The 22879-nt window shown below is 51.8% G+C and carries 17 protein-coding genes; 8 read left to right on the forward strand and 9 right to left on the reverse strand.

The genetic code is table 11. The features are described from left to right. Positions 1 to 6 precede the first annotated feature (6 nt). The gene (locus tag IXB28_RS07080) at positions 7 to 2655 is read right to left on the reverse strand and encodes a CHAT domain-containing protein (RefSeq protein WP_215617820.1); all 2649 of its coding nucleotides are present in this window, start codon (positions 2653 to 2655) and stop codon (positions 7 to 9) included. Between the two features lie 823 nt (positions 2656 to 3478). Between IXB28_RS07080 and IXB28_RS07085 the strand changes: the two genes are divergently transcribed. The 5 genes from IXB28_RS07085 to IXB28_RS07105 all read left to right on the forward strand — a co-directional run bounded on the left by IXB28_RS07085 (position 3479) and on the right by IXB28_RS07105 (position 9107). Further along, entirely contained in the window at positions 3479 to 4162 is a 684-nt protein-coding gene (locus IXB28_RS07085; RefSeq protein WP_215617821.1) for a sigma-70 family RNA polymerase sigma factor, read from the forward strand. A 54-nt stretch (positions 4163 to 4216) separates the two neighbouring features. Beyond that, entirely contained in the window at positions 4217 to 5185 is a 969-nt protein-coding gene (locus tag IXB28_RS07090; protein WP_215617822.1) for a DUF1822 family protein, read from the forward strand. Between the two features lie 43 nt (positions 5186 to 5228). After that, a complete protein-coding gene (locus tag IXB28_RS07095) occupies positions 5229 to 7634 on the forward strand; it encodes a CHASE2 domain-containing protein (protein ID WP_215617823.1) in 2406 nt (801 codons plus the stop codon). Between the two features lie 24 nt (positions 7635 to 7658). Next, positions 7659 to 8426 carry a DUF928 domain-containing protein gene (locus tag IXB28_RS07100; RefSeq protein WP_215617824.1) on the forward strand — a complete coding sequence of 256 codons (768 nt, stop codon included), beginning with the start codon at positions 7659 to 7661 and terminating at the stop codon, positions 8424 to 8426. Between the two features lie 99 nt (positions 8427 to 8525). Beyond that, entirely contained in the window at positions 8526 to 9107 is a 582-nt protein-coding gene (locus IXB28_RS07105) for a helix-turn-helix transcriptional regulator (RefSeq protein WP_215617825.1), read from the forward strand. Positions 9108 to 9305: 198 nt separating this feature from the next. Here the strand turns inward: IXB28_RS07105 and IXB28_RS07110 are convergent, their stop codons facing one another. From IXB28_RS07110 to trpB, 6 genes are all read right to left on the reverse strand, one after another. Next, complete coding sequence (locus IXB28_RS07110) at positions 9306 to 10598, reverse strand: NAD(P)H-dependent oxidoreductase (RefSeq protein ID WP_215617826.1); 1293 nt, start codon at positions 10596 to 10598, stop codon at positions 9306 to 9308. Next, a complete protein-coding gene (rfbC, locus tag IXB28_RS07115) occupies positions 10595 to 11179 on the reverse strand; it encodes a dTDP-4-dehydrorhamnose 3,5-epimerase (RefSeq protein ID WP_215617827.1) in 585 nt (194 codons plus the stop codon). Before rfbC ends, IXB28_RS07110 begins: the two co-directional genes overlap by 4 nt. 180 nt (positions 11180 to 11359) lie before the next feature. Next, positions 11360 to 12436 carry a CDP-glucose 4,6-dehydratase gene (gene rfbG, locus IXB28_RS07120; protein ID WP_215617828.1) on the reverse strand — a complete coding sequence of 359 codons (1077 nt, stop codon included), beginning with the start codon at positions 12434 to 12436 and terminating at the stop codon, positions 11360 to 11362. 321 nt (positions 12437 to 12757) lie between these two features. Continuing rightward, positions 12758 to 13531: a glucose-1-phosphate cytidylyltransferase gene (rfbF, locus tag IXB28_RS07125; RefSeq protein ID WP_215617829.1), complete on the reverse strand. Its 774-nt coding sequence runs from the start codon at positions 13529 to 13531 to the stop codon at positions 12758 to 12760. 430 nt (positions 13532 to 13961) lie between these two features. Beyond that, complete coding sequence (locus IXB28_RS07130) at positions 13962 to 14585, reverse strand: ribonuclease H-like domain-containing protein (RefSeq protein ID WP_215617830.1); 624 nt, start codon at positions 14583 to 14585, stop codon at positions 13962 to 13964. A gap of 96 nt (positions 14586 to 14681) precedes the next feature. After that, complete coding sequence (trpB, locus tag IXB28_RS07135; protein ID WP_215617831.1) at positions 14682 to 15938, reverse strand: tryptophan synthase subunit beta; 1257 nt, start codon at positions 15936 to 15938, stop codon at positions 14682 to 14684. Positions 15939 to 16121: 183 nt separating this feature from the next. On the opposite strand from trpB, the gene IXB28_RS07140 reads away from it, so the two are divergent. After that, the gene (locus IXB28_RS07140; RefSeq protein ID WP_215617832.1) at positions 16122 to 16988 is read left to right on the forward strand and encodes a shikimate dehydrogenase; all 867 of its coding nucleotides are present in this window, start codon (positions 16122 to 16124) and stop codon (positions 16986 to 16988) included. Positions 16989 to 16997: 9 nt separating this feature from the next. Here the strand turns inward: IXB28_RS07140 and IXB28_RS07145 are convergent, their stop codons facing one another. Beyond that, the gene (locus IXB28_RS07145; protein ID WP_215617833.1) at positions 16998 to 18107 is read right to left on the reverse strand and encodes an ABC transporter ATP-binding protein; all 1110 of its coding nucleotides are present in this window, start codon (positions 18105 to 18107) and stop codon (positions 16998 to 17000) included. Between the two features lie 280 nt (positions 18108 to 18387). Between IXB28_RS07145 and IXB28_RS07150 the strand changes: the two genes are divergently transcribed. Both IXB28_RS07150 and carB read left to right on the forward strand, forming a co-directional pair. After that, positions 18388 to 18780, forward strand: a complete 393-nt coding sequence (locus tag IXB28_RS07150) for a hypothetical protein (RefSeq protein WP_215617834.1) — start codon at positions 18388 to 18390, stop codon at positions 18778 to 18780. A gap of 418 nt (positions 18781 to 19198) precedes the next feature. After that, positions 19199 to 22450: a carbamoyl-phosphate synthase large subunit gene (gene carB, locus IXB28_RS07155; protein WP_215617835.1), complete on the forward strand. Its 3252-nt coding sequence runs from the start codon at positions 19199 to 19201 to the stop codon at positions 22448 to 22450. Positions 22451 to 22554: 104 nt separating this feature from the next. Here the strand turns inward: carB and rpsU are convergent, their stop codons facing one another. Further along, complete coding sequence (gene rpsU / locus IXB28_RS07160) at positions 22555 to 22767, reverse strand: 30S ribosomal protein S21 (RefSeq protein WP_215617836.1); 213 nt, start codon at positions 22765 to 22767, stop codon at positions 22555 to 22557. Positions 22768 to 22879 lie beyond the last annotated feature (112 nt).

Here is a 22879-nt window from a genome sequence, read left to right on the forward strand (position 1 = left end):
TGGGACTCACAACCCATTGCCGATTAACACAAAGGGCGCCCAGTAATAGGGCTCTTCCTGGCCCTGGTCAATTAGCTGACGTTGGGCATTTTGTAGGGCTTCAGCCTTTGTTTTTCCTTGGGTGAGGGCGTCATAAAACAGTGCCATCAGTTGGGATGTGGTGCGATCGTCCACCCACCATAGGGAGGCCAACGCCGCTCGGGCCTCGGTGCGCTGCACTTGAAATCCCATGCCTAAAATTTCCACCCCGTCTGCAATGTAGCTGATCCCCGTTTGGCAGGCGCTGAGCACCACCAGGTCTACGCTGGGTAAGGATAGATGGCGTAGTTCCTTGAGGGTAATGGTGTCCCCGTCTCCCAATAAGATAAAAGAATTTTCTGGCTGTCCTGGAATGAATGCGGCATGGGTGGCTAGATGGAGAATATTTTGTTCTTTTAGCTGGGTTTCCAGGTTATTACGATTAAAGTCTGCATTGAGCAAAATCTGAGTGTCGGGCAACTTGTCTTTTAGGAAAGAGACTTCGCGATCGGCATAGAAAAGGCCGTTAAAGTTAGTGGTTGTTTGGTCAACAAATTTTTCAAAGGTTTGCTCGGTGTCGGTAAACGCGGCTGCCAGAGCATTGAAGGGGCGCTGTGGTGGATTCACCAGATCACTCATCTCGCTGGTGGTGAGATTATAGGAAGAGTACGTTTCCGCTAACCATTGCCCGTCCGCCTGGTTATACAAAACAGACAGGGGAATATAGTGGAGCACTCCGTCGGGAATGTAGATGATATTGTCGATTTTTAGTTTTTGCAGCTCCGTTTGTAGGGGGGCAATAATTGCTTCGTGTAGCGAACCGGCTGTCGCCCTAATGTCTTCGCTGGGGTCTGAGATATTTTTGCGCAGGCGGGTGACCTGTTCTTCTAGCTGATGTTTGGCTAACCAGGTGGTTTTGTGAATGGGATCACCGGTTTTGGGTATCAGCAGCAGTTCCAAACGATCGTTCAAAATTAAAGGGTAGAGAACGGCGGACTCGTGGGGTAAGGTTTTCAGGTCTTTTTGCAGCTGTTTGAGCGAGTCTGGTTTGAGGGTGGCCCCTTCTTGGAGCTGGTCTAGTGCCCTGGCGACGTCGGGATTTTGTAGAAAGTCTGCCAAACTGAGCGCAGTCTCGATGTCTGATGGCCCTTGCAGGAGTAACGCCCGGTGCTGTGTCAGTAAGGTCCGCTCGGGCTCCAGGTAGGGCAGCTTTTCTGAAACAGTTGGCTGGTCTGCGCGCACATCGTGGAAGTAGTCTTCGAGTTCTTGGATTTTGAGCAGGTCTAATACTTGTTGTGCTTCAAATACCCGTTCTTGCTCTAATAGCAGGGCGGCGAGTTCTCGGTAGCTATCGGCGACGGTGTCGGTATAGCGCCGTTGGGTTTCTAGGGGGAGCGATCGCACATTGGCTCGGATTTGTTCAATGTCATTAATGGCCCGCTTGTAGAATGCGATCGCTACAGCAGGTTGTTTCTGCTGAGTTAGCAAATCAGCCAAATTTATCCAGGTGAGAATTTGGCCAATGCGGTCTCCAATATCATGGCTGAGCCGCAGTGATAATGTATAGCTCTCCCATGCCGGTTCATATGTCTGTTCGGCCACATAGAGATCACCGAAGGTATCTAAAATATTGACGTGATAAGCTTTAGCTTGAGGATGATCACTGCGTACTACCTGTGTAAGAGCCTGATCTAAAGTAGCGCGGGCCTGGGCTAGATCTTCAACTTGTAGGTAGGTATAGCCTAAATTGTTTAAAATCAGTGCAGTATCATTGCCAGCCATTTTATTTTCTAGGCTCAGTGCTTGTTCGTAATAATTGATGGCATTGTCATAACGTTGTCGCAATCCCTGGATAAATCCAAGCAACGTTAAGAGGTCAATCTCTTCATCGAGTTCTTGGGCAGTTCGACTTATGACCAGTGCTGTTTTTGCACTTTGATAGGCTTGGTCATAGTTGCCTAAATCGGTGTGTATACCACTGAGTACAGTAGCCGTACGTAGCCTGTTACTTGTGTCATTTAATGTTAAAAAAATATCATAGGCTTCTTGATATAATCCTAGTGCTTTAGCTAAATTGCCGTCACTATCGTTGATACGTCCTAGGGTGTATAACGCATGGCCCAATCTTTGTCTGGATGGCGTATCGTTCTGTGGTTGTTTTCTATATAGGGTGATACTTCTTAATAAAGAAGCTCGTGCCTGATCAAAATTTTCTAAGTTTCGAAAGGTCCAGCCCAGCTGAAACCATAGTTCGGCCTTTCGAGCACTAGATTCAGGAAATGATAGGTTTTCAATGGTTTGAAGAGATTGTTGATATGCCTCTAGTGCTGCCTCAAATTCGTTCTGAGAATCATGCAAATAACCGATTTGAAATAAAATGTCGGCTTTAACAAGTGTCGGTTCACTGGAAGATAGCCCAAGCACTTGCTGATAATGGCGCAGGGCTTGGGCATATCCTTTTTGTTCTAATAAGCCATCAACATCGTCTAGTAGAGCATAAGGCCATGGTAAGATTTCTTGAGCCCAAACCCCCTGGTAGTCGACTATTTCCGGAATAAAGCTCCCGAGTGAAGCACCAACAAGAGACAAACCCAGAATGGGTAAAAAACGCCAGGGTGGGTCTGATATGTTTGCCATACAACTGCCATAGAATCGGTTGGAGAAAGCGATGGTGTAACCATCACTTTCCCAATTCTAGGTGTTAAATAATTTTCCACTCTTGGCTGAGTAAGCTTTTTTAACGGTAGTTTAAAAGACTCACCTGACTGTTCGATTTGACCATTTGCATGTTTCGGGCAATTCAGGTCAGCCTGGGAATCAGGGATTCTAGATTACCTTACTTAATGCCTTTCTGCTGTCGAATTTGCTTGGAAATAGGTCTCCAGCGTTCAATTTCTGGGGTAGGTTTACGAGCTGCTTTAGGTTTAGACATAGCCTGATGAAGAAGTAATGCGAAACAACAAAAGATTTCTTTGAGATTGCCATGGTGGCTTACCAACTGACATCACCCTTCGGGGTACCGTTGGTATCAATTTTGCTGTGTATGTGGATTACTTCATGCAGCCATGATGAATTCCGGATAAGGTTTCAGCCAATTGGCGCTTGTTAGGTTGCCATGACTAATTGAAATAAGTTAAAGAATCGGATTTTGTATTCAGCCATGGGGCTTTAACCTTGGCCATGGGTTGGGTGCCGCTAGTTTTGAGACAGTAGATGGGGCGTGTTTACAGCAAGGCGCCTGAATTAAGCCAGCACATTGCCGTAGCTGGCTTTGTAGCCTAGTGTCTGGTTGACTCACCCAGTTCTGGGCCTGAGGGGCTCAAAACTGTAGTTTTGTAAATATTCCGGATCCTTGCAGAATTTGTAGCGGTTGCCCTGATGAGTGACTAGCCGTATAAATTTGATAGATGGGAAGACGTTAATGCGGACAATTCTCGGACGGAGTAACCCAGGGCAATCAATGAATCAACCCCCAGATGAATTACCTCCAGATGAATTACCCCCAGATGAATTATCTCCAGATGAATTACGTCAGTTAGCTTGTGAAGCCTGTCGTCACTCTTTTGGAAGTCCGGAGCGACAGCGGTCTCTAACCCAGTTAATTCGAGTGGTGAAGCCCCGTCTTTGGTGGGACAACAGCCCTTACTACCAAGATGCGTTACAGCTAACCTGGATTTATTTCTGTCAAAACCTTTGCGAAGGAAAAACAGCCGCGAGTCCCTATAACCCAGACGTTGCTAGCGTTGTGACCTGGTTAAATGCGTACCTCAAATTTCGGTTGTTAGATTTTGCCAAGGCAGCTCAGAAAGATCGTCAACGTTGCGTTTCTACCTATAACGATGAAGGGGAGACTACCCCGGTTGTCGAAACCCTGGCGGCTAAGCCTGACATTCCTCCCATTTTGGAACGAGTTCAGGATTGGCTAGAGCAAAACGCCAACGAACTGCGCCAGATTTATATGGCTGGTCATCCAGAGATTAACTGTTATGAGATGCTGCTCAGACGACTACCGCCGGAAACCCCCTGGCATATTCTCGAAAAAGAGTTTGGAGTGTCTTATAAAACCTTAGAGAGTTTTTATCGTCGCAAATGTAAGCCTCGCCTGAGAGAGTTTGGCCGGACGGAGGGGCATTTAAATTCCTAGTTGATTTATTTTGTTTAGTTTCATTACTGTCACAGCCTTTTGGAGCATTTATTCATGTCTTACTTACAACAGGGGGCCAGTACCATGTTGACCTGGCCGATTACTCAACAAGGAAAACTCATCGCTCAAAAGTTTTCGGAGGATCATTCCCATCCTGCTTTAGCGGAGCGTGTGCGGCGGAATACTTTGGCTGTGTGGGTAATGCATGACTTTTTTGGGGCTTTGGGGATTCCTACGGATTTGTCCGCCAGCGATAGTTGGAACCCGGCCATGCAAGCGTTGGAAGATGTGGCGGATTTGGTTGTTCCTGGGGTGGGACGGCTGGAATGTCGACCGATGTTAGTGGGGACCCAAGGCTACGCTGTGCCAACGGAGGCGGTGGAAGAACGGATTGGTTATATTGCAGTGGTTTTAGATGAAGCCTCAGGGGAGGCTACGTTGTCGGGGTTTGTGGCCGCAGTATCCCCGGCGCATCCCCAGCTACAGCTGTCCCAGTTGCAGCCTATGGAAGCGTTCCCCGCTTATCTCCAGCGGCTGCGCCAGCGTGAGGTTGCCCCAGAATCTTCCCAGTTAACTCAGCTGAGTCAGTGGCTAGCGGGCCAGGTGGAAGGTAGTTGGCAGCTAGCCGAAGATTTGTTGGCTCAATATATGTGGACTCCGGCCTTTCGCCAGGGCGCCCAGGTGCTAGAACAGGAGGCGCCCCGCCAAATTAGGCGGGCCAAACAACTGGATTTGGGGCTGAAGCTGGGGACGGAACAGGTGGCCCTGGTGCTGGAAGTGGGCCAAGATAATGATTCATTTATTAATGTGGGGGTGCGGCTATATCCCCTCGGTGGCGTGATGTATTTACCGGAGGGGCTGTCGGTCAAGATTTTGGATGAGACTGGTAAGGTCTATTTGACGGCCCAGGCGCGCAGTGTGGATAATTATTTGCAGCTTTATTTTCGTGGAAAACCTGGAGAACCCTTTAGTGCCGAGGTTTCTTTGGAAGATACCTGTCTGGTCGAGAATTTTATGATCTGATGCGGTCGATGGGTGACGCGGTCGATCTGTGATAAAAGCAAGTATGGCTAAGCAGTTTGGTAATTCCCTAGACAATATGCGAGAGCTAGGGAAACTGGTGGTGTTGAAGATTGGCCCTGGGAATTTCCAGCAGGGGTTTTCGGTGACCTTGCAGATTGGGGGGGAGACGCAGCGACCGACGGTGGAACTGGTGGGGGCATTGCCCACAGCACCGGATTTGCCGCTGCTATATCAGCAGTGGCAGACGGCCTATCGGCAGTTGCAAGTGCCCCACCGATTGGAATCTGAGCCCAATATGGTCACTAATGTGTCCTGGGTGGGGGACTGTCAGGAAATGGCTGATGCGTTGTGCGATCTCATGAACCATTGGCTGACTCAAGCCGACTTTCAGGCTATCCACAACAAACTGCTCGAGCAGCTTAGCCCCAGCGATAACATTCGGATGGTGGTGCAAACTGAAGACCCCCTATTAAAACGGTTGCCGTGGCATCAGTGGGTGCTGCTACAGCGCTATCCTCGCCTAGAACTGGCTTTGAGTGCTCCGGTGTATGAACAGGTTGAGGCCCCCCATACCCGGAGTAAAACCGTTAGAATTTTGGCGATATTGGGGGAGGCGACCGGGTTAGATTTAGCCACCGATCGGTCGCTTTTACAAAATTTACCCGGCGTAGACCTGCATTTTTTGCCTGCCCCCGATCGGGCCGTGCTCAACCAATATCTATGGCAGCCCCAGGGCTGGGATATTTTGTTTTTTGCCGGCCATAGCAACAGTACGGGCAGCAACGGCCAAATTAGCTTAAATGCCCAGGAGAGTTTGACCATTCCTGAGCTAAAATATGCCTTGTCTAAGGCGGTGCAGCGGGGATTAGCGATCGCGATTTTTAATTCCTGCGATGGCTTGGGGTTGGCCCAGGATTTAGCCGATCTCCATATTCCTCAAATTCTCGTAATGCGTGAGCCCGTGCCCGATCGGGTGGCCCACGAATTTCTCAAGGGGTTTCTCGAGAGTTTTTCCCGTGATACGTCCCTCTATCTCTCCGTGCGAGAAGCACGAGAACGACTGCAGGGGTTAGAAAACGAATTTCCCTGCGCCACCTGGTTACCCATATTGTGCCAAAATCTGGCTCAGCAGCCCCCCACTTGGCAGAGCCTACAGGGGCAGGTGCCATCGCCTAACCTCGGTGCTCCTTGGATGGCTGGGGCCTTGGCCACAGCCGTGACGGCAGCGACCCTGGCCATGCGATTGTTGGGGGGGCTACAGTCTTTGGAACTAGCGGCCTACGATCGGTTTTTGCGCTGGTGGCCGCTTTGGGAAACCCCCGATCATCGCATTGTGGTGATTGAAAATACTGCCACGGATCTGAAGCAGCAGGGCCTGGATAAAACATCCGATGCGTCCATCACCGATGAGACTTTGCTCAAGCTGTTGCAAAAACTAGAAACCTTTGCGCCCAGGGTGATTGGTGTGGACATTTATCACGCCCATCCCATTGCCGATGATTTGCCAGAATTAAAACAGCGCTTAGAGTCTGCGTCCAATGTGGTGTCGTTGTGTAAGCACCCGTCCATGTCGGCGGAAACCGGAGGCATTGGCCCCCCGCCCAATGCGACGTTACCCCACGAATCATTGGGTTTTAGCGATTTATTGGAGGACCGTGACAGTAGAGCACGGCGTATTTTACTGGCGATGGAACCATTGCCGGGATCGGTGTGTACGGCCCATAAGAGTTTTGCCGCCATTGTGGCCGCCCAGTATCTGGCCCCTGGGGCGTTGGACAATAGCCAAAACCCTTGGTTAGAGCATGTGTTTTGGCCAGAAGAGCACGAACAGTTTCAACTTCAGCAGGTTAAGGTTCCCCGGTTAACCCCCAGTTCTGGGGGCTATCGGCTGCCGGCAGAAGCCTTTGGGGGCTATCAACAACTGCTGCGCTATCGGCATTTGCCGGATTTGGAGCACATTGCCCAGTCCTATAGCCTTGGCCAGGTGCTACAGGCGGATTTTAATGGTCAGGATTTGCGCGATCGCATTGTCCTGATTGGGACTACGGCCCTGGAATTTGGCGGTGGAGATATTGAAGAAAGAGACTTTTGGAAAACCCCCTATACCACCAGCGAACGCCCTGAAGATATGATTCCAGGGGTCTTTATCCAGGCCCATATCATCAGTCAGCTAGTGAGCGCAGTGGACGATGACCGGCCCTTCCTCAGCACCTGGAATGACGGGGTGGAAATCGCCTGGATTATGCTATGGGCGTTTGCCGGGGCCGGGCTGGCATGGTACCTGGTGAAGAATCGGTTTTGGCTGATGTTTCTCACCCTAGAAGTCAGTTTGTTTCTCATGTGTTGGAGTTTGCTGGCGGTCCCTGCCATCTGGGTGCCCTATGTTCCTGCTGCTATCGTCTTCACAGGATCGGTTGTCGCCGTTAGTCGCTATCGGTCCTACCAATGAAGTGCATCTACTTGTTCCAAATCTATGTCTGTTTACCTTGTGCCATTGCTCACCGTCAGCCTGGGCCTGAATGCCCCTAGCTTGGCTGATATGCCCACGGACCTAAGGTCTGCCGCATTCTCCTCCCATAGCCTATGGGCAGGTCGCCCCAGTAACTTGGGCTATCCCAGGGATGGGACCCGCCGTGGTGGTGGTAGCCGTGGTGGGGTGTGTGATCTATCGCCAGGCACCTCGCCGTTAACGGCCCTGATGCCAGATACGGCCACCTGGACCGATGAGGTGCAACCCACACTGCCAGATATTGTGTATAGTTTGACCCAGCAACCGGCGCCAGATCTTTGGATTTATCTTCCCTACCGGCTAGAAGAAGCGAGTCAGCTCCGGTTTACCTTGAAAGATGACGCTGGCAATCAGCTCGTGCGGGGCCAGTTAGATCCGGCGGAGCCACTGCCGGCTGCCACCCACATCATGGAGGTGGCCTTGGGGGATTTAGGGGTGAATCTATCCCCCGATCGCGACTACCACTGGTATGTAACCGTGACCTGTGGCCAAGGGCCGCCGGTGGTGGTCGATGGCTGGCTAAAACATCAGCCAGAACGCTCAGACGAGGACCCGAGCCATGGCTTTTTCGTTGACGATCTGTCGTCGTTGGCCCAATCCCAGCAAACCAATCCAGACGACGGGGTGGCTCAATCAGCGTGGCAAGAACTGTTGAATGCTGTTGGGTTGGAGGATATTGCTGCGGCCCCCATTGCCGATTGTTGTCGCTTTATTAAGCTGCCGCAAAACTAATGCAGAATTCCATGGGGCATACCCGATAGATAATTAGAGCCTGAAAATGGGAGATGGCCTTCCCATGGGTTCTGGTTACTTGAGTTTAGGATGCCCCTAATGAATAGCTCTTTTAGTGTTCAGCCCTTCGAGCATGAATCTGTTCTTAGTTCTCTTTTAAAAACAGCCCTGGATAATTTAGTCGATGGTTTATTGATTGTGGCGGCCAGTGGTCGAGTGCTCCAGGCCAATGCCACCGCTGCTCGGGTTTGTGGGTCACTGACCATGTCGGAGATGTCCCTGCCGGAACTCTCCCAAATGCCCGCAGTGCTCTGGCGGCTATGCTCCCCTATTTTTAAGAATATTGCCGGTGGCCTGGAGGCCCATTTGGGCGGTGAGTTTGATATCACTAACGTGCACCATCAGCCGATTCGGGTGCGGATTCAGCCCCTAAATCTTAAGGTGCAAGAAGAAGACTGTTTGATGCTGATTTTAGAGGATCGCCATCAGGCCTATCGCCGTCGTGCGGTGGCAGATGGTCAACGCTATGGCCTCACACCTCGGGAGGTAGATGTGTGGGAACTACGTCTCCAAGAACAGTCCTATGAGACCATTGCCAGCACCCTATTTATCACCGAAAATACGGTCAAAAAGCATGTGAAAAGCATTCTGGCAAAGAAACGACAGCTGGACAGATTTTGAAGATATCCCGACCGCTGAAAAGTCAGCTTAAAGGGCTTTTTCATCCTCCTGAGTCGTTGGGGTTGCCAAGCCAAGAGGTCTAAGGGGGCAGATTCCGCAGTTTATACACTGAGGGCCGGATCAAAAACTTGATCCGGCCCTCAGCATTTGTTGCTAATTTTCCAGTCGTGTCGTGTGATATATTTACACGACGATGACTTAAGCCTCTACAAAGTGAGTATCTTGCTCAGCACGTAGCTGATCACAGATTCGGCCTTCGGGCAAGATCACATCGTCGTAGGTCAATACGGTATCCTTTGCCACTGGGCGCTTTAGCTTACAGCCTTCAGCGAGGCCCATGGGCAGCAGATTGTCCTTGAGTACTACATCAGCATTTTCACATTGACCGTAGGTCATGTAATAGCCGATGCCGTCCAGGGTTTCACCTTCTTTCAGGTCGATTTTGGCAGTCGCGACCACATCCACCATGGGTTTACCCATGGGAGCCATGACGGCATCGTTAAACAGTGCCGCCCGGGCGATGGATAGGGGCACCTCAAAATGGCAAATGTGATAGGGCGTATAGAAGCTATACAGAGGGCCGGCACCCATTTTGTAGTAGCTCAGGTAGTGCTGGTGCTTAGGATCGTCGTTGGTGGCATAGACGAACACACCTGCCGCTGGCTTAGCGCCCACCACATAATCTACGATGCCGCCTAGGGATTTGAGCTGGTCCACGTCATAGAGGTGGGTCATGTCATCCACGTGGCCCTGGAAGTCGTAGCCCAACATGCCGCGCTGGGCTACTTTCATGCCAGTGGCGTTGGCGACAACCGCTTGCTCAAAGGAGATTTTGGTACCGTCGGCAAAGCTGGTTACCATGTAGGCCGCCTGCTTCCACTTGGCGGCAAAACTGGCCTGGGTGGTTGGGTTGCGGTTGCGATCTTGTAGACCTTTGATGTTGCCGCACAGCAGTGGAGTAAAGCCAATACTCTTGACGTAGCGGTAGAGATTCATCTCCACACCAGGCTGGTCGCCGTCGCAGTTAGAGAGCACAACGCCCGCTTTGTCGGCATACACCTTGAGCATGGGGCCAACGGTGCCGTCTAGCTCTGCATTCATCATCACCACATGCTTTTTGTGGTTGATGGCCTGTAGTACGATCTGGGCGCCAAACTCAATGGTGCCAGTTACTTCTACGAGGGCATCGATGTTTTCTGCTTTACACAGCAAAGAGGCATCTTCGGTGACGGCAGGGGTGCCCCGGTTGACGGCATCTTCTAGCTCGGCGACGGTGACCACTTCTTGGATGTGTTCTACCCCCGCTTCCTGGTAAGCGCGTTTAGCACCGTCCAAACTACGGTTGAAAACGGCCACTAGCTTCATGCCGGGGACCGAGTTGATAATTTGGTTAGCAATGCCACGCCCCATAAAGCCAGCACCGATCATGCCAACGCGGACGGGATTGCCCGCTTCTTCACGGGCTTGGAGGGCGGTATCAACGATAATCATGCGGGCGCTCCTGTAGAGATGGGCTGGATAGTGTCTAGTTCGTTAGCTGGATCGCCAATTAGAGGCCAGTTGGCATCTTTGTTGGAAATCACGGCTGCGGTTTCCATGGGCCACTCGATGGCTAGCTTGGGATCGTTGTAACGTAGTCCCCGTTCATAGCCAGGGGTGTAAAATTCCGTTACCTGATAGGCCACTTCCGCACCGTCCGTTAGGGTTTGGTAGCCGTGGGCAAACATTTCGGGTACATAGATGGCCCGTCTATTGTCGGCGGTGAGTTCTACGCCAACGTGGGAAAGGTAAGTGGGAGAGTCTTTCCGCAGGTCAACAATAACGTCATAAACGGCTCCCTGGGTGCAGCGGACCAATTTGGTTTCGGTGGCCGGGGGAATTTGAAAGTGCATGCCCCGCTGGGTTCCTTTTTTGTGGTTAAAGGAGAGATTGCACTGGGCAACAACGGGCTTTAGGCCTCGTTCTTCAAATTCTTGGGCACAGAATGTGCGGGCAAAGAAACCACGATCGTCTTTTAGCAGTTCCAGGTCAACAATATAGACCCCCTGAATGGAGGTTTCATTAAAAATCATAGGTGTTAATGTTTGGTAACAGATCCTAGAAACAACAGAGTGTTACTGTCTATTTTGTCAATAACGGTTAAATGGTAGTGACGTTTCAGGTTGTTATTACCTCTGTCCAAGGTGCAGGGCCATTTTGTCGGACACAGGAGGAGGACAAAATGGCCCGATTGTGGACATATGGTTTAGGCCTTAATTTGCTTTGAGCGACGCGTAGCGTTGAATTTGCGCTAGGGTCATTCCATGCATATCGTCTTCCCTGATGTATCCGCGATACCATTCCACAATCCAATCAAGGGTTGTGGCTAGATCGAGTTTTGGAGACCACTTCAGGCGGCTTTTTGCTTTGGAGCAGTCGAGCTTCAGATAGGTGGCTTCGTGGGGGTTGACCTTGGTGTCTAGCTGCCAGCTGGCGCCGTCTCCCCAAAGTTGGGTAAGCTGCTCTGTGATCCAGGAGACAGGGCGGGCATCGCTGTCGTTGGGGCCAAAGTTCCAGCCTTCGGCTAGATCAGTGCCGGAATCCCACATTTGTTCTGCCAGGGTCATGTAGCCGCCTAGGGGTTCTAGGACGTGCTGCCAGGGGCGGATGGCATTTGGGCTGCGAATCAACACCGACTCTCCGGCGATAATGGCCCGAATAATATCTGGAATTAGACGGTCACCGGCCCAGTCACCACCGCCGATTACATTACCGGCCCGTACGCTGGAAAGGCCTATGCCGTGGTCCTGGTAGCTTTCTTCGTTGAAGTAAGACTTGCGATAGGCCGAGGCAACAAGTTCGGCACAGCCCTTACTGTTGGAGTAGGGGTCGTGGCCACCCATGGCTTCGTTCTCTCGATAGCCCCAGGGCCATTCTCGGTTTTCGTAGCACTTGTCGCTGGTGATATTGACCACTACGCGGGCGCTGCCAGTCTGGCGCACGGCCTCTAGCAGGTGCACCGTACCCATGACGTTGGTGGCGTAGGTCTCTACGGGGTTAGCGTAGGAATAGCGTACCAATGGCTGGGCGGCCATGTGAAAAATAATTTCTGGTTTGTGGGTCGCGATCGCATCTTGCATACTTACCAAGTCGCGCACATCGCCTTCGATGGACATCATGCCATCACCCACTCGAGCCACCTTAAATAGGCTAGGGTCTGTGGGAGGGTTGAGGGCATAGCCAACCACCTCGGCTCCCATGTGCTGTAGCCACAGCGATAGCCAACTGCCCTTAAACCCCGTGTGACCAGTTACAAAAACCCGTTTACCGCGCCAAAACTCCGCGTTCATAAGATCCTTCAATACGATAAAAAACTAAGCGTTACCTAGGTGGCAACTGCAGAATTTGGCAGGTACTGCTGATCGTTAGGATGATGTTCTTCAATGGATACTGATAAATAGCATCGTGTTTCGATCAACCCATTCCCTAAACCAGCACCAGCATTCTGCAAAGGGTCTAAATCTGTGATGGATTTAGACCCTCATATTTTTAAATAGACGTTGCTGATCTGGGGTATGGTTCTATCCAATCTGAACTATGGCAAAGTTTTACAGACTGTGGCACATGCTCTAGATCAGCAACAATATAATGCCTTAGAGTTGTTTTTGGGGTTACCAAACCTTCCAAGGAGCTTCGTTAGCTTGCCACATTTTTTCTAAGTGACGCTTATCTCGCAGGGTGTCCATGGGCTGCCAGAAACCATTGTGCTTATAAGCAGATAGCTCTTCCATATGAGCCAGCTTTTGCAGCGGTTCCTTCTCCCAAGAGACGGAATCGTCGTCGATGTAGTCGATGACCTGGGGATTCAGGACAAAGAAACCACCGTTAATCCAAGCGCCGTCACCTTCGGGCTTTTCTTGGAACTGCTTGATTTTAGTCTGTTCGTTGCCCAAGGCAATCGCACCAAATCGACCGGGAGGCTGTACCGCGGTCAGGGTGGCTAATGTGCCCTGCTGCTTATGGAACTCAAGCAGCTCAGTAACATTTACACTCGCTACGCCATCACCGTAGGTGAAGCAAAAATCTTCGTTGCCCAGGTGTTCTTTCACTCGCTTGAGGCGACCACCTGTCATTGTATTATCTCCGGTGTCCACCAGGGTGACACGCCAGGGCTCTGCTTTACCCGCGTGCACGTTCATCTGGTTAAACCGCATGTCAAAGGTAACATCTGACATGTGGAGGAAATAATTTGCAAAATATTCCTTGATGACGTAGCCCTTGTATCCACAGCAGACGACAAAATCATTAATACCGTGGTGGGAATAAATTTTCATGATGTGCCACAGAATGGGCTTACCACCAATTTCCACCATGGGCTTGGGCTTAATGGAAGTTTCTTCACTCAGGCGAGTGCCTAAACCACCAGCTAGTATGACAGCTTTCATATAGTTAAAAGATTAACGAACACCTTTGATGCCATTAATGGCGTAGGAATATAACAAACACCATCGATGGAAGAGCTTCTTTAAAGAAACTCTATATGGAACCATGCTCCATAAAGGAGCTTTAGAAATATTGCCTGGATACTGTATTATTTAACCCCTTCTTCCATAAGAAGTCCGGAACGTTAGAAAAATCTAGTAGCCTCGGCCGTTGCCAATGGGGGGAGACTTTGTTAATCCACCCATGACAGGCAGATTAATCCATAATTGAACGTTCCTCAATTAGCATGCCCGGAAAATTAAAAGACTCGTCGGGTTTATGAAATTAGGGTGATGTTATTTCCTAAGGACTGGCATTACCTGAGCGACGTGCTAGCCGTGTTGTTGTTGGTTATGATGCTGGGCTTTAGTAGGGGAGCGGCATCCTGTTTAATTAATGCTCAAAAATATTTGAATATTGCAGCAGATCCAAGGTGATGAAGGTGGGCAGACATTGAAAACAGTCTTCGGCTACATGCCAACGACCTTCTCTCTGTAGCATCAAAGTTAGTCTTTTGGATAGGTCGTGCAGGTAGCGTACATCATTGGCGGCATAGGCCAATTGCTCATCGGTTAAATCACGCACGTTGCCCCAATCGGAACTTTGGGCGCTTTTGTCTAGTTCAAGGCCAACAATTTCTTTGACCAGTTCTTTCAGGCCGTGTCTGGGGCTGTAGGTGCGGGCCAGTTTGCTAGCGATTTTGGTACAGAAGACCGGGTTGACCTCAATGGCTAGATGATGGCGCAGGGTGGCTAGATCAAACCGGGCGAAGTGAAAAATTTTGAGGATGCTGACGGTTTCTAATAGTTGTTTTAGGTTAGGGGCGCTGGTCTGTCCCCGTTCAATGCGTACAGCAGAGCTGTAGCCTTCGTTGTCGCATAGCTGGACGAGGCATAGGCGATCTCTGAGGGGATTCAGTCCCATGGTCTCGGTATCCACAGCGATAGCGTCGGATGCTAGATAGCGTTCTAGCAGAGATTGGGAAATGTCGCGATCGCAAACCTCAAAGTTTTCCAAGGTAAAAAGGTTCCTATAGTAAGTCAACAGTGTATAAGACCAAGAGCGGGGAGTGGGGGATGGAGCTCTATCTAATATTCCCTACTCCCCTTGTCCTCAACTATCGAACTTGAGTACCTTTGCAACGGTTTGCACGTCCTTGTCGCCGCGTCCCGAGCAGTTGATCACAAGTTTAGGACTGCCTTCTAGCTGGGGGCAAAGCTTTTCTAAGTAGGCAAAAGCATGGGCCGTTTCCAGGGCAGGAATAATGCCTTCTCGTTGGGATAGCAGCTGGAAGGCATCCAGGGCTTCTTGGTCGGTGACGCCATAATATTCGGCCCGGCCAATCTCCTTTAGGTAGCTGTGCTCTGGACCCACCCCAGGGTAGTCTAAACCGGCACTAATGGAGTGGGGTTCAATCACCTGGCCATCGGCATCCTGGAGCAAAAAGCTCATGGCTCCGTGGAGTACCCCCACTCGACCTGCGGTCAGGGTGGCGGCATGTTTGCCGGTGCTCACCCCTTCCCCAGAAGCTTCCACCCCGATCATTCGCACGGTTGCGTCGTTGATAAACTCATGGAATAGGCCCATGGCATTGGACCCACCCCCCACGCAGGCGACTAAAATATCCGGCAGGCCGCCCCACTTTTCCTGGCACTGGGCCCGAGTTTCCTGACCAATGATGGCGTGGAACTCGCGCACAATCATGGGATAGGGATGGGGACCCGCCACGGAACCCAAAATATAGTGGGTGCTTTCCACATTGGTGACCCAGTCGCGAATGGCTTCGGAGGTGGCGTCCTTGAGGGTGCCGGTGCCTGAGCTAACGGGCTGCACCGTGGCCCCCATCAGCCGCATGCGAAATACGTTTAGGGCCTGGCGCTCCATGTCGTGAACGCCCATGTAGATGACGCAGTCAATGCCAAAGCGGGCACACACCGTGGCCGTGGCCACCCCGTGTTGGCCCGCACCCGTTTCTGCAATTACGCGCTTTTTGCCCATGCGTTTGGCTAGGAGTACCTGGCCCAGGGCGTTGTTGATTTTGTGGGCCCCGGTGTGGTTGAGGTCTTCTCGCTTGAGATAAATTTGAGGACCGCTGCCGTCGGGGCGGGCGTAATATTCGGTCAACCGCTCAGCAAAATATAATGGATTGGCGCGACCCACATAGTCCTTGAGTAATCCATTTAATTCGGCTTTGAACCCAGCTTCTTCTCGATACTGGTAGAACGCGTCCTCTAGCTCTGTGAGCGCAGGCATTAGCGTTTCGGGCACATACTTACCGCCAAAGCGGCCAAAACGACCCAGCTTATCGGGGCGTACTTCGGGGGCTGTGAGATCGGGGGAAACGGAGGAAGAAAGCGGAGTGACAGTCACGGTGGTTTAGATGTGGTGGTTCAGAGGTGGTGGTTGCGGACAATCTTAATGAAAACCTGCTATGGGCGTTCTTGCCAGGCAGCAGGTTTCATTATAGGTAATTAGGAGATATCTAATGTGGGGTATCCCATGGTTGCGGTGCAACTTGTTTCGCAGCTTGCAAACTTTAGCTACTAACCATCGATGATCAAGGGCACAACGCAACTGCTGGGGGTAATTGGCCACCCGGTGAAACATTCTATGTCGCCGGTGATGCACAATGCTGCGATCGCAAACCTGGGATTGGACTATGTGTATCTGCCATTTCCCATTGCCCCAGACCAGCTAAAAACGGCCATTGATGGCTTTGCGGCGGTGGGGGTGCAAGGGTTTAGCATCACCATTCCCCACAAGCAGACCATTATGCCCTTGCTCGCTGGGGTGTCGGATGTTGCCCAGGCGATTGGGGCGGTGAATACCGTGTGGCGTAACGATCGTGGCTGGTGTGGCACCAACACCGATGCCCTGGGGTTTATGGCTCCGCTAAAAGCCATGGATCAAGATTGGCGCCAGGTGCCGGCGCTGGTTTTGGGCAATGGGGGGGCGGCGCGGGCCGTGGTGGCGGCCTGTCACCAACTGGGCTGTCCCGAAATTTGGGTGGTGGGTCGCAGTCCAGAAAAGCTGGCGGCGTTTGCCGATAGCTGGGACGCCTCCCCCCTGCAGCCCAACCTATCGGTCCATGGTTGGGATAGCCTAGACCAGCTGTTGCCCCAGGTGGGCCTGGTGGTCAATTCAACCCCCGTGGGCATGGCCCCCAATGTGGATGCGTCTCCCTTAAGCCCATCGCAAATAGACCATTTACCCCCCCAGGCCATTGCCTACGATCTGATTTATACCCCCCGTCCCACGGTATTTTTGCAACGGGCCAAAGCCTTGGGGCTGGAGACCATTGATGGCTTAGAAATGTTAGTGCAGCAGGGGGCGGCGGCCCTGGAAATATGGACCCAGCAAACGCCCCCTGTGGACGTGATGCGTCAGGCCCTGGAGCATGAGCTGCAGCAGCGGGGGTGATGGGGCCACCTATTGGGCAAATAGGGGCAGGCCGATGGGATTGGGCTGAATCGAAATTTGTACGGTGTCGCCAATGGCAAACCGGGCTCGGGTGCGGGCTTGCAAATTGCCCTGGGTGGGATGGGTCAGAGTGTATTTGTACTCTCGACCGAGAAATTCGCGATCGCAAATAACCAGGGCCGCGTCATCCGAGGCCACCGGCTTCAGGTGGAGCTCCTCCTGGCGCAGCATCAGGGTGCCTGCGCTGGCGGTTGTAGGTTGCACCAGGGCCCCATCCACCAGGCCCAATTCCGTTTGCCAACCCTGTTCTGAGCGATGGGCCTCAATAAAATTTGCCTGGGTGACAAAGTCTGCAATAAATCGGGACGCGGGCTGTTCATAAATCTCCTCTGGGCTGGCCAGTTGTTCAATTTGGCCAGCGCGCATCACGGCTACCCGGTCAGCAATGGCAAGGGCTTCCTGCTGATCGTGGGTGACAAAAATCCCCGATGCCCCCACCCCCTTGAGGATGCTGCGCACTTCCTGACGCAGATATAGACGCACCTGCACATCTAAATTACTAAACGGTTCATCCAGTAAAACCAGAGATGGCCGGGGCGCCAGGGCCCGTGCCAGGGCCACCCGCTGTTGCTGCCCCCCCGATAGGGCATGGGGATAGCGCTGTTCAAATCCCTCCAAGCCCACCAGGCAAATGGCCTCCTGCGCTAAGGTGCGGATTTGCTTTGGGCTGAGACGACGGTGGCGACTGAGGTGCTTTAACCCAAAGCCCACATTGTCAATTACCGATAAATGGGGAAACAGGGCATAGTCCTGAAACACAATGCCCACATCCCGACGTTCCGGTGGGATGGCCGCACCTTGACCACATACGGGCTGTTGCGCCAGGGCGATCCATCCACTTTCTGGGGTTTCAAAGCCCGCAATGGTTCGCAATAGGGTAGTTTTGCCACAGCCCGACGGTCCCAATAACGCTAGCAGTTCTCCCTCGCCGAGCCTTAAACTCACCCGATCAATGGCCGGTACTTTTTGCTGTGGATATTGCTTTGTAACCTGATGAAGCTCAAGAACTGTAGATAAGGATGTGGATTTCGAATCTGAAACCTGGGAAGCCGTCGGCATAGATATTGATGTCAAGGGTGGAGGGAGCGCCTGCAAGATAGCTATTGAGATTAAAGTGCAATAGTGCCTATAGCAATCATATCGTTATACCTGGCAACCCTGGGTGAAAGTTTGGGCCATGCCTAAAAGTGTTCGTAAGTCTGATGCGTAGGTCACACCTAGCTTATTCAAATGCCAGATAACCACAGTTTTTTTTATCAAAGAAATTAAATGCTGAGTTTGTAGGCAGAATAATCAATTGATGGTGAAAACCATTCAATATAAAACGGAGATAATCAAAATGAAGCGCGCAATTCAACTATTTCTAGGTTTAGGTGTAGCGGCGACCGTAGCTGCCTGCGGTGGTGCTCAGGATGCTGTTAAAGATGCTGGCGATGCTGCCGGTGGTGCTGTAGATGCCGCTGGTGAAGCTGCTGGTGGCGCTGTGGATGCCGCTGGCGATGCTGCCGGTGGTGCTGTGGATGCCGCTGGTGACGCTGCTGGTAAAGCTGTAGATGCTGCTGGTGATGCTGTGGAAGCTACTGGCGAAGCCGCTGGTGATGCTGTAGATGCTGCTGGCGAATTGGCTGGTGATGTAAAGGACTCCGCTGAAGGTGCTGTGAAAGACGCGGCGGATGCTGTCACTGGCGAAGGTGGCGAAGGTGGCGAAGGTGGCGAAGGCGGTGAAGGCTAAGGCCTTGGCCACCCTAGTTTAGTAGTTTCCTTTTCATGACATGGAGGCTGTTTGACCTGGTTGGTTGAACAGCCTCCATCTTGTTTGAGGGGCCGGGTCGGGGACAATCATAGAAGACCTGCCGCCCCTGTTTTTATGTGGTTGCCGACCGTTGTGGGGGTTGGCCATGCCATGGCAAAGAGCGCCACGATTACCTAGGGCATGGCTGGGAAAATCCTGACTGGTTGTTGAAAATGAGGGATTGACGCCCTAGGAAAGGGGCATTTGCCGGGGCGGCTGGATGGGCTGGTGTGGAAAACTCCTAAAAAATCTCCGTTCTGTCGGTGAAAGAAAGCCCTACAATAATTTGGATTTATTGATCTGGGCTCCTACTGTAAGAGTTTCAGATTTTGACCTTGTTATTCCCCCTCTGCCGCCTATGCCTCGCCGCAATGACCTCAGCAAAATTCTATTGATTGGATCCGGTCCAATTGTGATTGGTCAGGCTTGTGAGTTTGACTATTCCGGTACGCAGGCATGTAAGGCTTTGCGGGAAGAAGGTTACGAAGTGGTGCTGATCAACTCGAATCCGGCCACCATTATGACCGATCCAGAAACGGCGGATCGGACATACATTGAACCCCTCACCCCAGAGCTGGTGGCCCGGGTGATCGAGCAGGAAAAACCCGATGCCCTATTGCCCACTATGGGGGGCCAAACCGCCCTTAATTTGGCCGTTAGCCTGGCTAAGGACGGCGTGCTAGCCAAGCACAATGTGGAACTGATTGGGGCCAAGTTAGATGCCATTGAAATGGCTGAGGACCGTCGCCTGTTTAAGGAGGCTATGGAGCGCATTGGAGTGGGGGTGTGTCCGTCGGGGTTGGCGGAAACCATGGCCCAAGCTGAGGCCATCGCCAATGAAATTGGCACCTATCCTTTGATTATTCGACCGGCATTTACCTTGGGCGGTACGGGGGGGGGCATTGCCTATAACCAGGAAGAGTTTGAAGTGATTGCTAAATCTGGTATCGATGCCAGTCCGGTGTCCCAGATTTTGATTGAGAAATCCCTGCTGGGCTGGAAAGAGTATGAGCTCGAAGTGATGCGGGATTTAGCAGATAACGTGGTGATTATCTGCTCCATTGAAAACCTGGATCCCATGGGCATCCACACCGGGGATTCGATTACGGTGGCCCCGGCCCAAACCCTAACCGACAAGGAATATCAGCGGCTGCGGGATGCGTCCATCAAGATTATTCGTGAGATTGGGGTGGAAACCGGGGGCTCCAATATTCAGTTTGCGGTGAGCCCAGATACGGGGGATGTGATTGTCATTGAGATGAATCCCCGGGTGTCCCGTAGTTCTGCCCTGGCATCTAAGGCGACGGGGTTCCCCATTGCGAAGTTTGCGGCTAAGTTGGCGGTGGGCTACACCCTGAGCGAAATTTCTAACGATATTACCCAGAAGACCCCGGCAAGTTTTGAGCCCACCATTGACTATGTGGTGACTAAAATCCCTCGGTTTGCGTTTGAAAAGTTTCCTGGCAGCGCGCCGTTGCTGACCACTCAGATGAAGTCGGTGGGGGAGGCCATGGCCATTGGCCGCACCTTCCAAGAGTCGTTTCAAAAGGCGCTGCGTTCTTTGGAGACGGGGCGATCTGGCTGGGGCTGCGATCGCAGCGAAAACCTACCCAACATTTCCAAGGTTCGAGCTAGCCTGCGGTCCCCCAATCCCAACCGGATTTTTTCCCTGCGCCATGCCCTGCAGCTGGGGTTAAGCACCGACGATATTTACGAACTCACTGGCATTGATCCCTGGTTTTTAGACAAGCTCCAGGATCTGCTAGTGACCGAAAAATGGCTAAAACGCACCGCCCTAGATGCCATTACGGTTGAACAAATGATGGCGGTAAAGCAGCAGGGCTTTAGCGATCGCCAAATTGCCTTTGCCACTAAAACCGATGAAGACCAGGTGCGCTCTACGCGCAAAGCGTTGGGGGTGATCCCGGTCTATAAGACCGTTGATACCTGCGCGGCGGAGTTTGAGGCCTACACCCCCTACTACTATTCCACCTACGAAGAGGAAACCGAGGTGAAGCCCTCTGACCGACGTAAGGTGATGATTTTGGGCGGCGGACCCAACCGCATTGGCCAGGGGATTGAGTTTGATTATTGTTGTTGCCATGCGTCCTATGCCTTGCAGGCTAAGGATTTTGAGACGATTATGGTCAACTCCAATCCAGAAACTGTGTCCACCGACTACGACACGAGCGATCGTCTGTATTTTGAGCCCCTCACCAAGGAAGACGTGCTCAATATTATTGAGGCGGAAAATCCAGAGGGCGTGATCATTCAGTTTGGGGGGCAAACGCCGCTGAAGCTGGCGGTGCCACTACAGGCCTATTTGTCCAGTGCGCCTGAGGTCAATGGCCAGCCCATCAAAACCAAAATTTGGGGTACGTCGCCGGATTCCATTGATACGGCTGAAGATCGAGAGCGATTTGAAAAAATTCTGTGGGACCTGGAGATTAAGCAGCCCCCCAATGGCATTGCCCGCAGCTGTCAAGAAGCGCTGGAGGTGGCGCAGAAAATTAACTATCCAGTGGTGGTGCGCCCCAGCTATGTGCTGGGGGGACGGGCCATGGAGGTGGTCTATTCAGACCAGGATCTAGAGCGCTATATGACCACAGCCGTACAGGTGGAGCCCGACCATCCGATTTTGATTGATGGCTTTTTGGAGAACGCCATTGAAGTGGATGTGGATGCCATTTGCGATCGCAACGGCCAGGTGGTGATTGGCGGCATCATGGAGCATATCGAACAGGCCGGGATCCACTCCGGAGATTCCGCTTGTTCACTGCCCACCATCACCCTAAGCGATCAGGCCCTGGGCGTGATTCGCGATTGGACCGTCAAGCTGGCCAAATCCCTCCAGGTGATTGGGCTCATGAATATCCAGTTTGCCGTTAAAGACGACCAGGTATACATCCTAGAAGCCAATCCCCGGGCATCGCGCACAGTGCCCTTTGTCTCAAAAGCCACCGGCGTTCCCCTGGCAAAAACCGCTGTTTTGGTCATGTCTGGGCAGACGCTAGGGGAGGTGGGGGTAACTCAAGAGGTTATTCCCAAGCATATTGCCGTTAAAGAGGCCGTGCTGCCCTTTAGCAAGTTTCCAGGCACCGACACCCTCTTAGGTCCCGAAATGCGGTCCACCGGCGAAGTCATGGGCATAGACATGGACTTTGGCCGTTCGTTTGCCAAGGCAGAACTTGCGGCTAGCCAAACACTGCCGTTGAAAGGGACCACATTCATTTCCATGAACGATCGCGAAAAAGAAGCGGTGGTGTCGATTGCTAAAGAATTAACCGAGTTAGGGTTTCAGCTAATCGCAACCGCAGGCACTCGGAAAGTGCTACAGAGCCATGGCCTAGTGGTGGATTTAGTTTATAAAGTCCATGAGGGCCGCCCCCATGTGATTGATGCCATTAAAAATGAAGAGATTCAGTTGATCATCAACACACCGGTGGGGGCGACCGCCCAGGAAGACGATCGCATGATTCGGCGGACGGCCCTAGATTATAAGATTCCTACAATTACCACCCTGGCTGGGGCCAATGCCACCATTAAAGCGATTCGCTCCATGCAAAAGCAAACGCTGGAGGTGAAGGCTTTACAGGATTATTTGGCCTAGGGGCTGTCGAACTGTAGACAGAAAATTCCACTAAATAAAAAGCCGCGGCCTGTATACAGACCGCGGCTTTTTATTTAAAAATCAAAAGCGATAAAGGTAGACCCTTAATCCTTGTTGTTGTTACGGTTGCTGCGATTACGGCTCCAACGCTTCTGACGATGCTTTGCGATCGCCTTGCGCTTTAATTTTTCAGCCGGTGTTTCAAAGTAGCGGTGCTTTTTCATATCTGAAAAAATACCCGCTTGAACAACCTTACGCTTAAATCGCCGTAGCGCTGATTCAATTCCTTCATCATCCCCAAGGATAACCTGGGCCATAGTAATCTCCTTTAACGACAAAAATGGGGCAGGACGACTGCCCCATGATAAAACAGGCTTAGGTGTAAAACACTAAACCACAACAGACTCCATTTGCAAAGCAGACTGCATC

This window comes from Leptothoe kymatousa TAU-MAC 1615 (genome assembly GCF_018739865.1).
Lineage (GTDB): Bacteria > Cyanobacteriota > Cyanobacteriia > Phormidesmidales > Phormidesmidaceae > Leptothoe > Leptothoe kymatousa.

What these genes read in the sequence shown, in the direction of transcription:
- IXB28_RS07140 (WP_215617832.1), top strand. Translation starts at nt 16,122, where the DNA reads ATGATCAAGGGCACAACGCAACTGCTGGGGGTAATTGGCCACCCGGTG.
- rfbC (WP_215617827.1), bottom strand. Translation starts at nt 11,179, where the DNA reads ATGATTTTTAATGAAACCTCCATTCAGGGGGTCTATATTGTTGACCTG.
- IXB28_RS07085 (WP_215617821.1), top strand. Translation starts at nt 3,479, where the DNA reads ATGAATCAACCCCCAGATGAATTACCTCCAGATGAATTACCCCCAGAT.
- rpsU (WP_215617836.1), bottom strand. Translation starts at nt 22,767, where the DNA reads ATGGCCCAGGTTATCCTTGGGGATGATGAAGGAATTGAATCAGCGCTA.
- IXB28_RS07105 (WP_215617825.1), top strand. Translation starts at nt 8,526, where the DNA reads ATGAATAGCTCTTTTAGTGTTCAGCCCTTCGAGCATGAATCTGTTCTT.
- IXB28_RS07100 (WP_215617824.1), top strand. Translation starts at nt 7,659, where the DNA reads ATGTCTGTTTACCTTGTGCCATTGCTCACCGTCAGCCTGGGCCTGAAT.
- rfbG (WP_215617828.1), bottom strand. Translation starts at nt 12,436, where the DNA reads ATGAACGCGGAGTTTTGGCGCGGTAAACGGGTTTTTGTAACTGGTCAC.
- carB (WP_215617835.1), top strand. Translation starts at nt 19,199, where the DNA reads ATGCCTCGCCGCAATGACCTCAGCAAAATTCTATTGATTGGATCCGGT.
- IXB28_RS07090 (WP_215617822.1), top strand. Translation starts at nt 4,217, where the DNA reads ATGTCTTACTTACAACAGGGGGCCAGTACCATGTTGACCTGGCCGATT.
- IXB28_RS07080 (WP_215617820.1), bottom strand. Translation starts at nt 2,655, where the DNA reads ATGGCAAACATATCAGACCCACCCTGGCGTTTTTTACCCATTCTGGGT.
- IXB28_RS07095 (WP_215617823.1), top strand. Translation starts at nt 5,229, where the DNA reads ATGGCTAAGCAGTTTGGTAATTCCCTAGACAATATGCGAGAGCTAGGG.
- IXB28_RS07150 (WP_215617834.1), top strand. Translation starts at nt 18,388, where the DNA reads ATGAAGCGCGCAATTCAACTATTTCTAGGTTTAGGTGTAGCGGCGACC.
- rfbF (WP_215617829.1), bottom strand. Translation starts at nt 13,531, where the DNA reads ATGAAAGCTGTCATACTAGCTGGTGGTTTAGGCACTCGCCTGAGTGAA.
- IXB28_RS07145 (WP_215617833.1), bottom strand. Translation starts at nt 18,107, where the DNA reads ATGCCGACGGCTTCCCAGGTTTCAGATTCGAAATCCACATCCTTATCT.
- IXB28_RS07110 (WP_215617826.1), bottom strand. Translation starts at nt 10,598, where the DNA reads ATGATTATCGTTGATACCGCCCTCCAAGCCCGTGAAGAAGCGGGCAAT.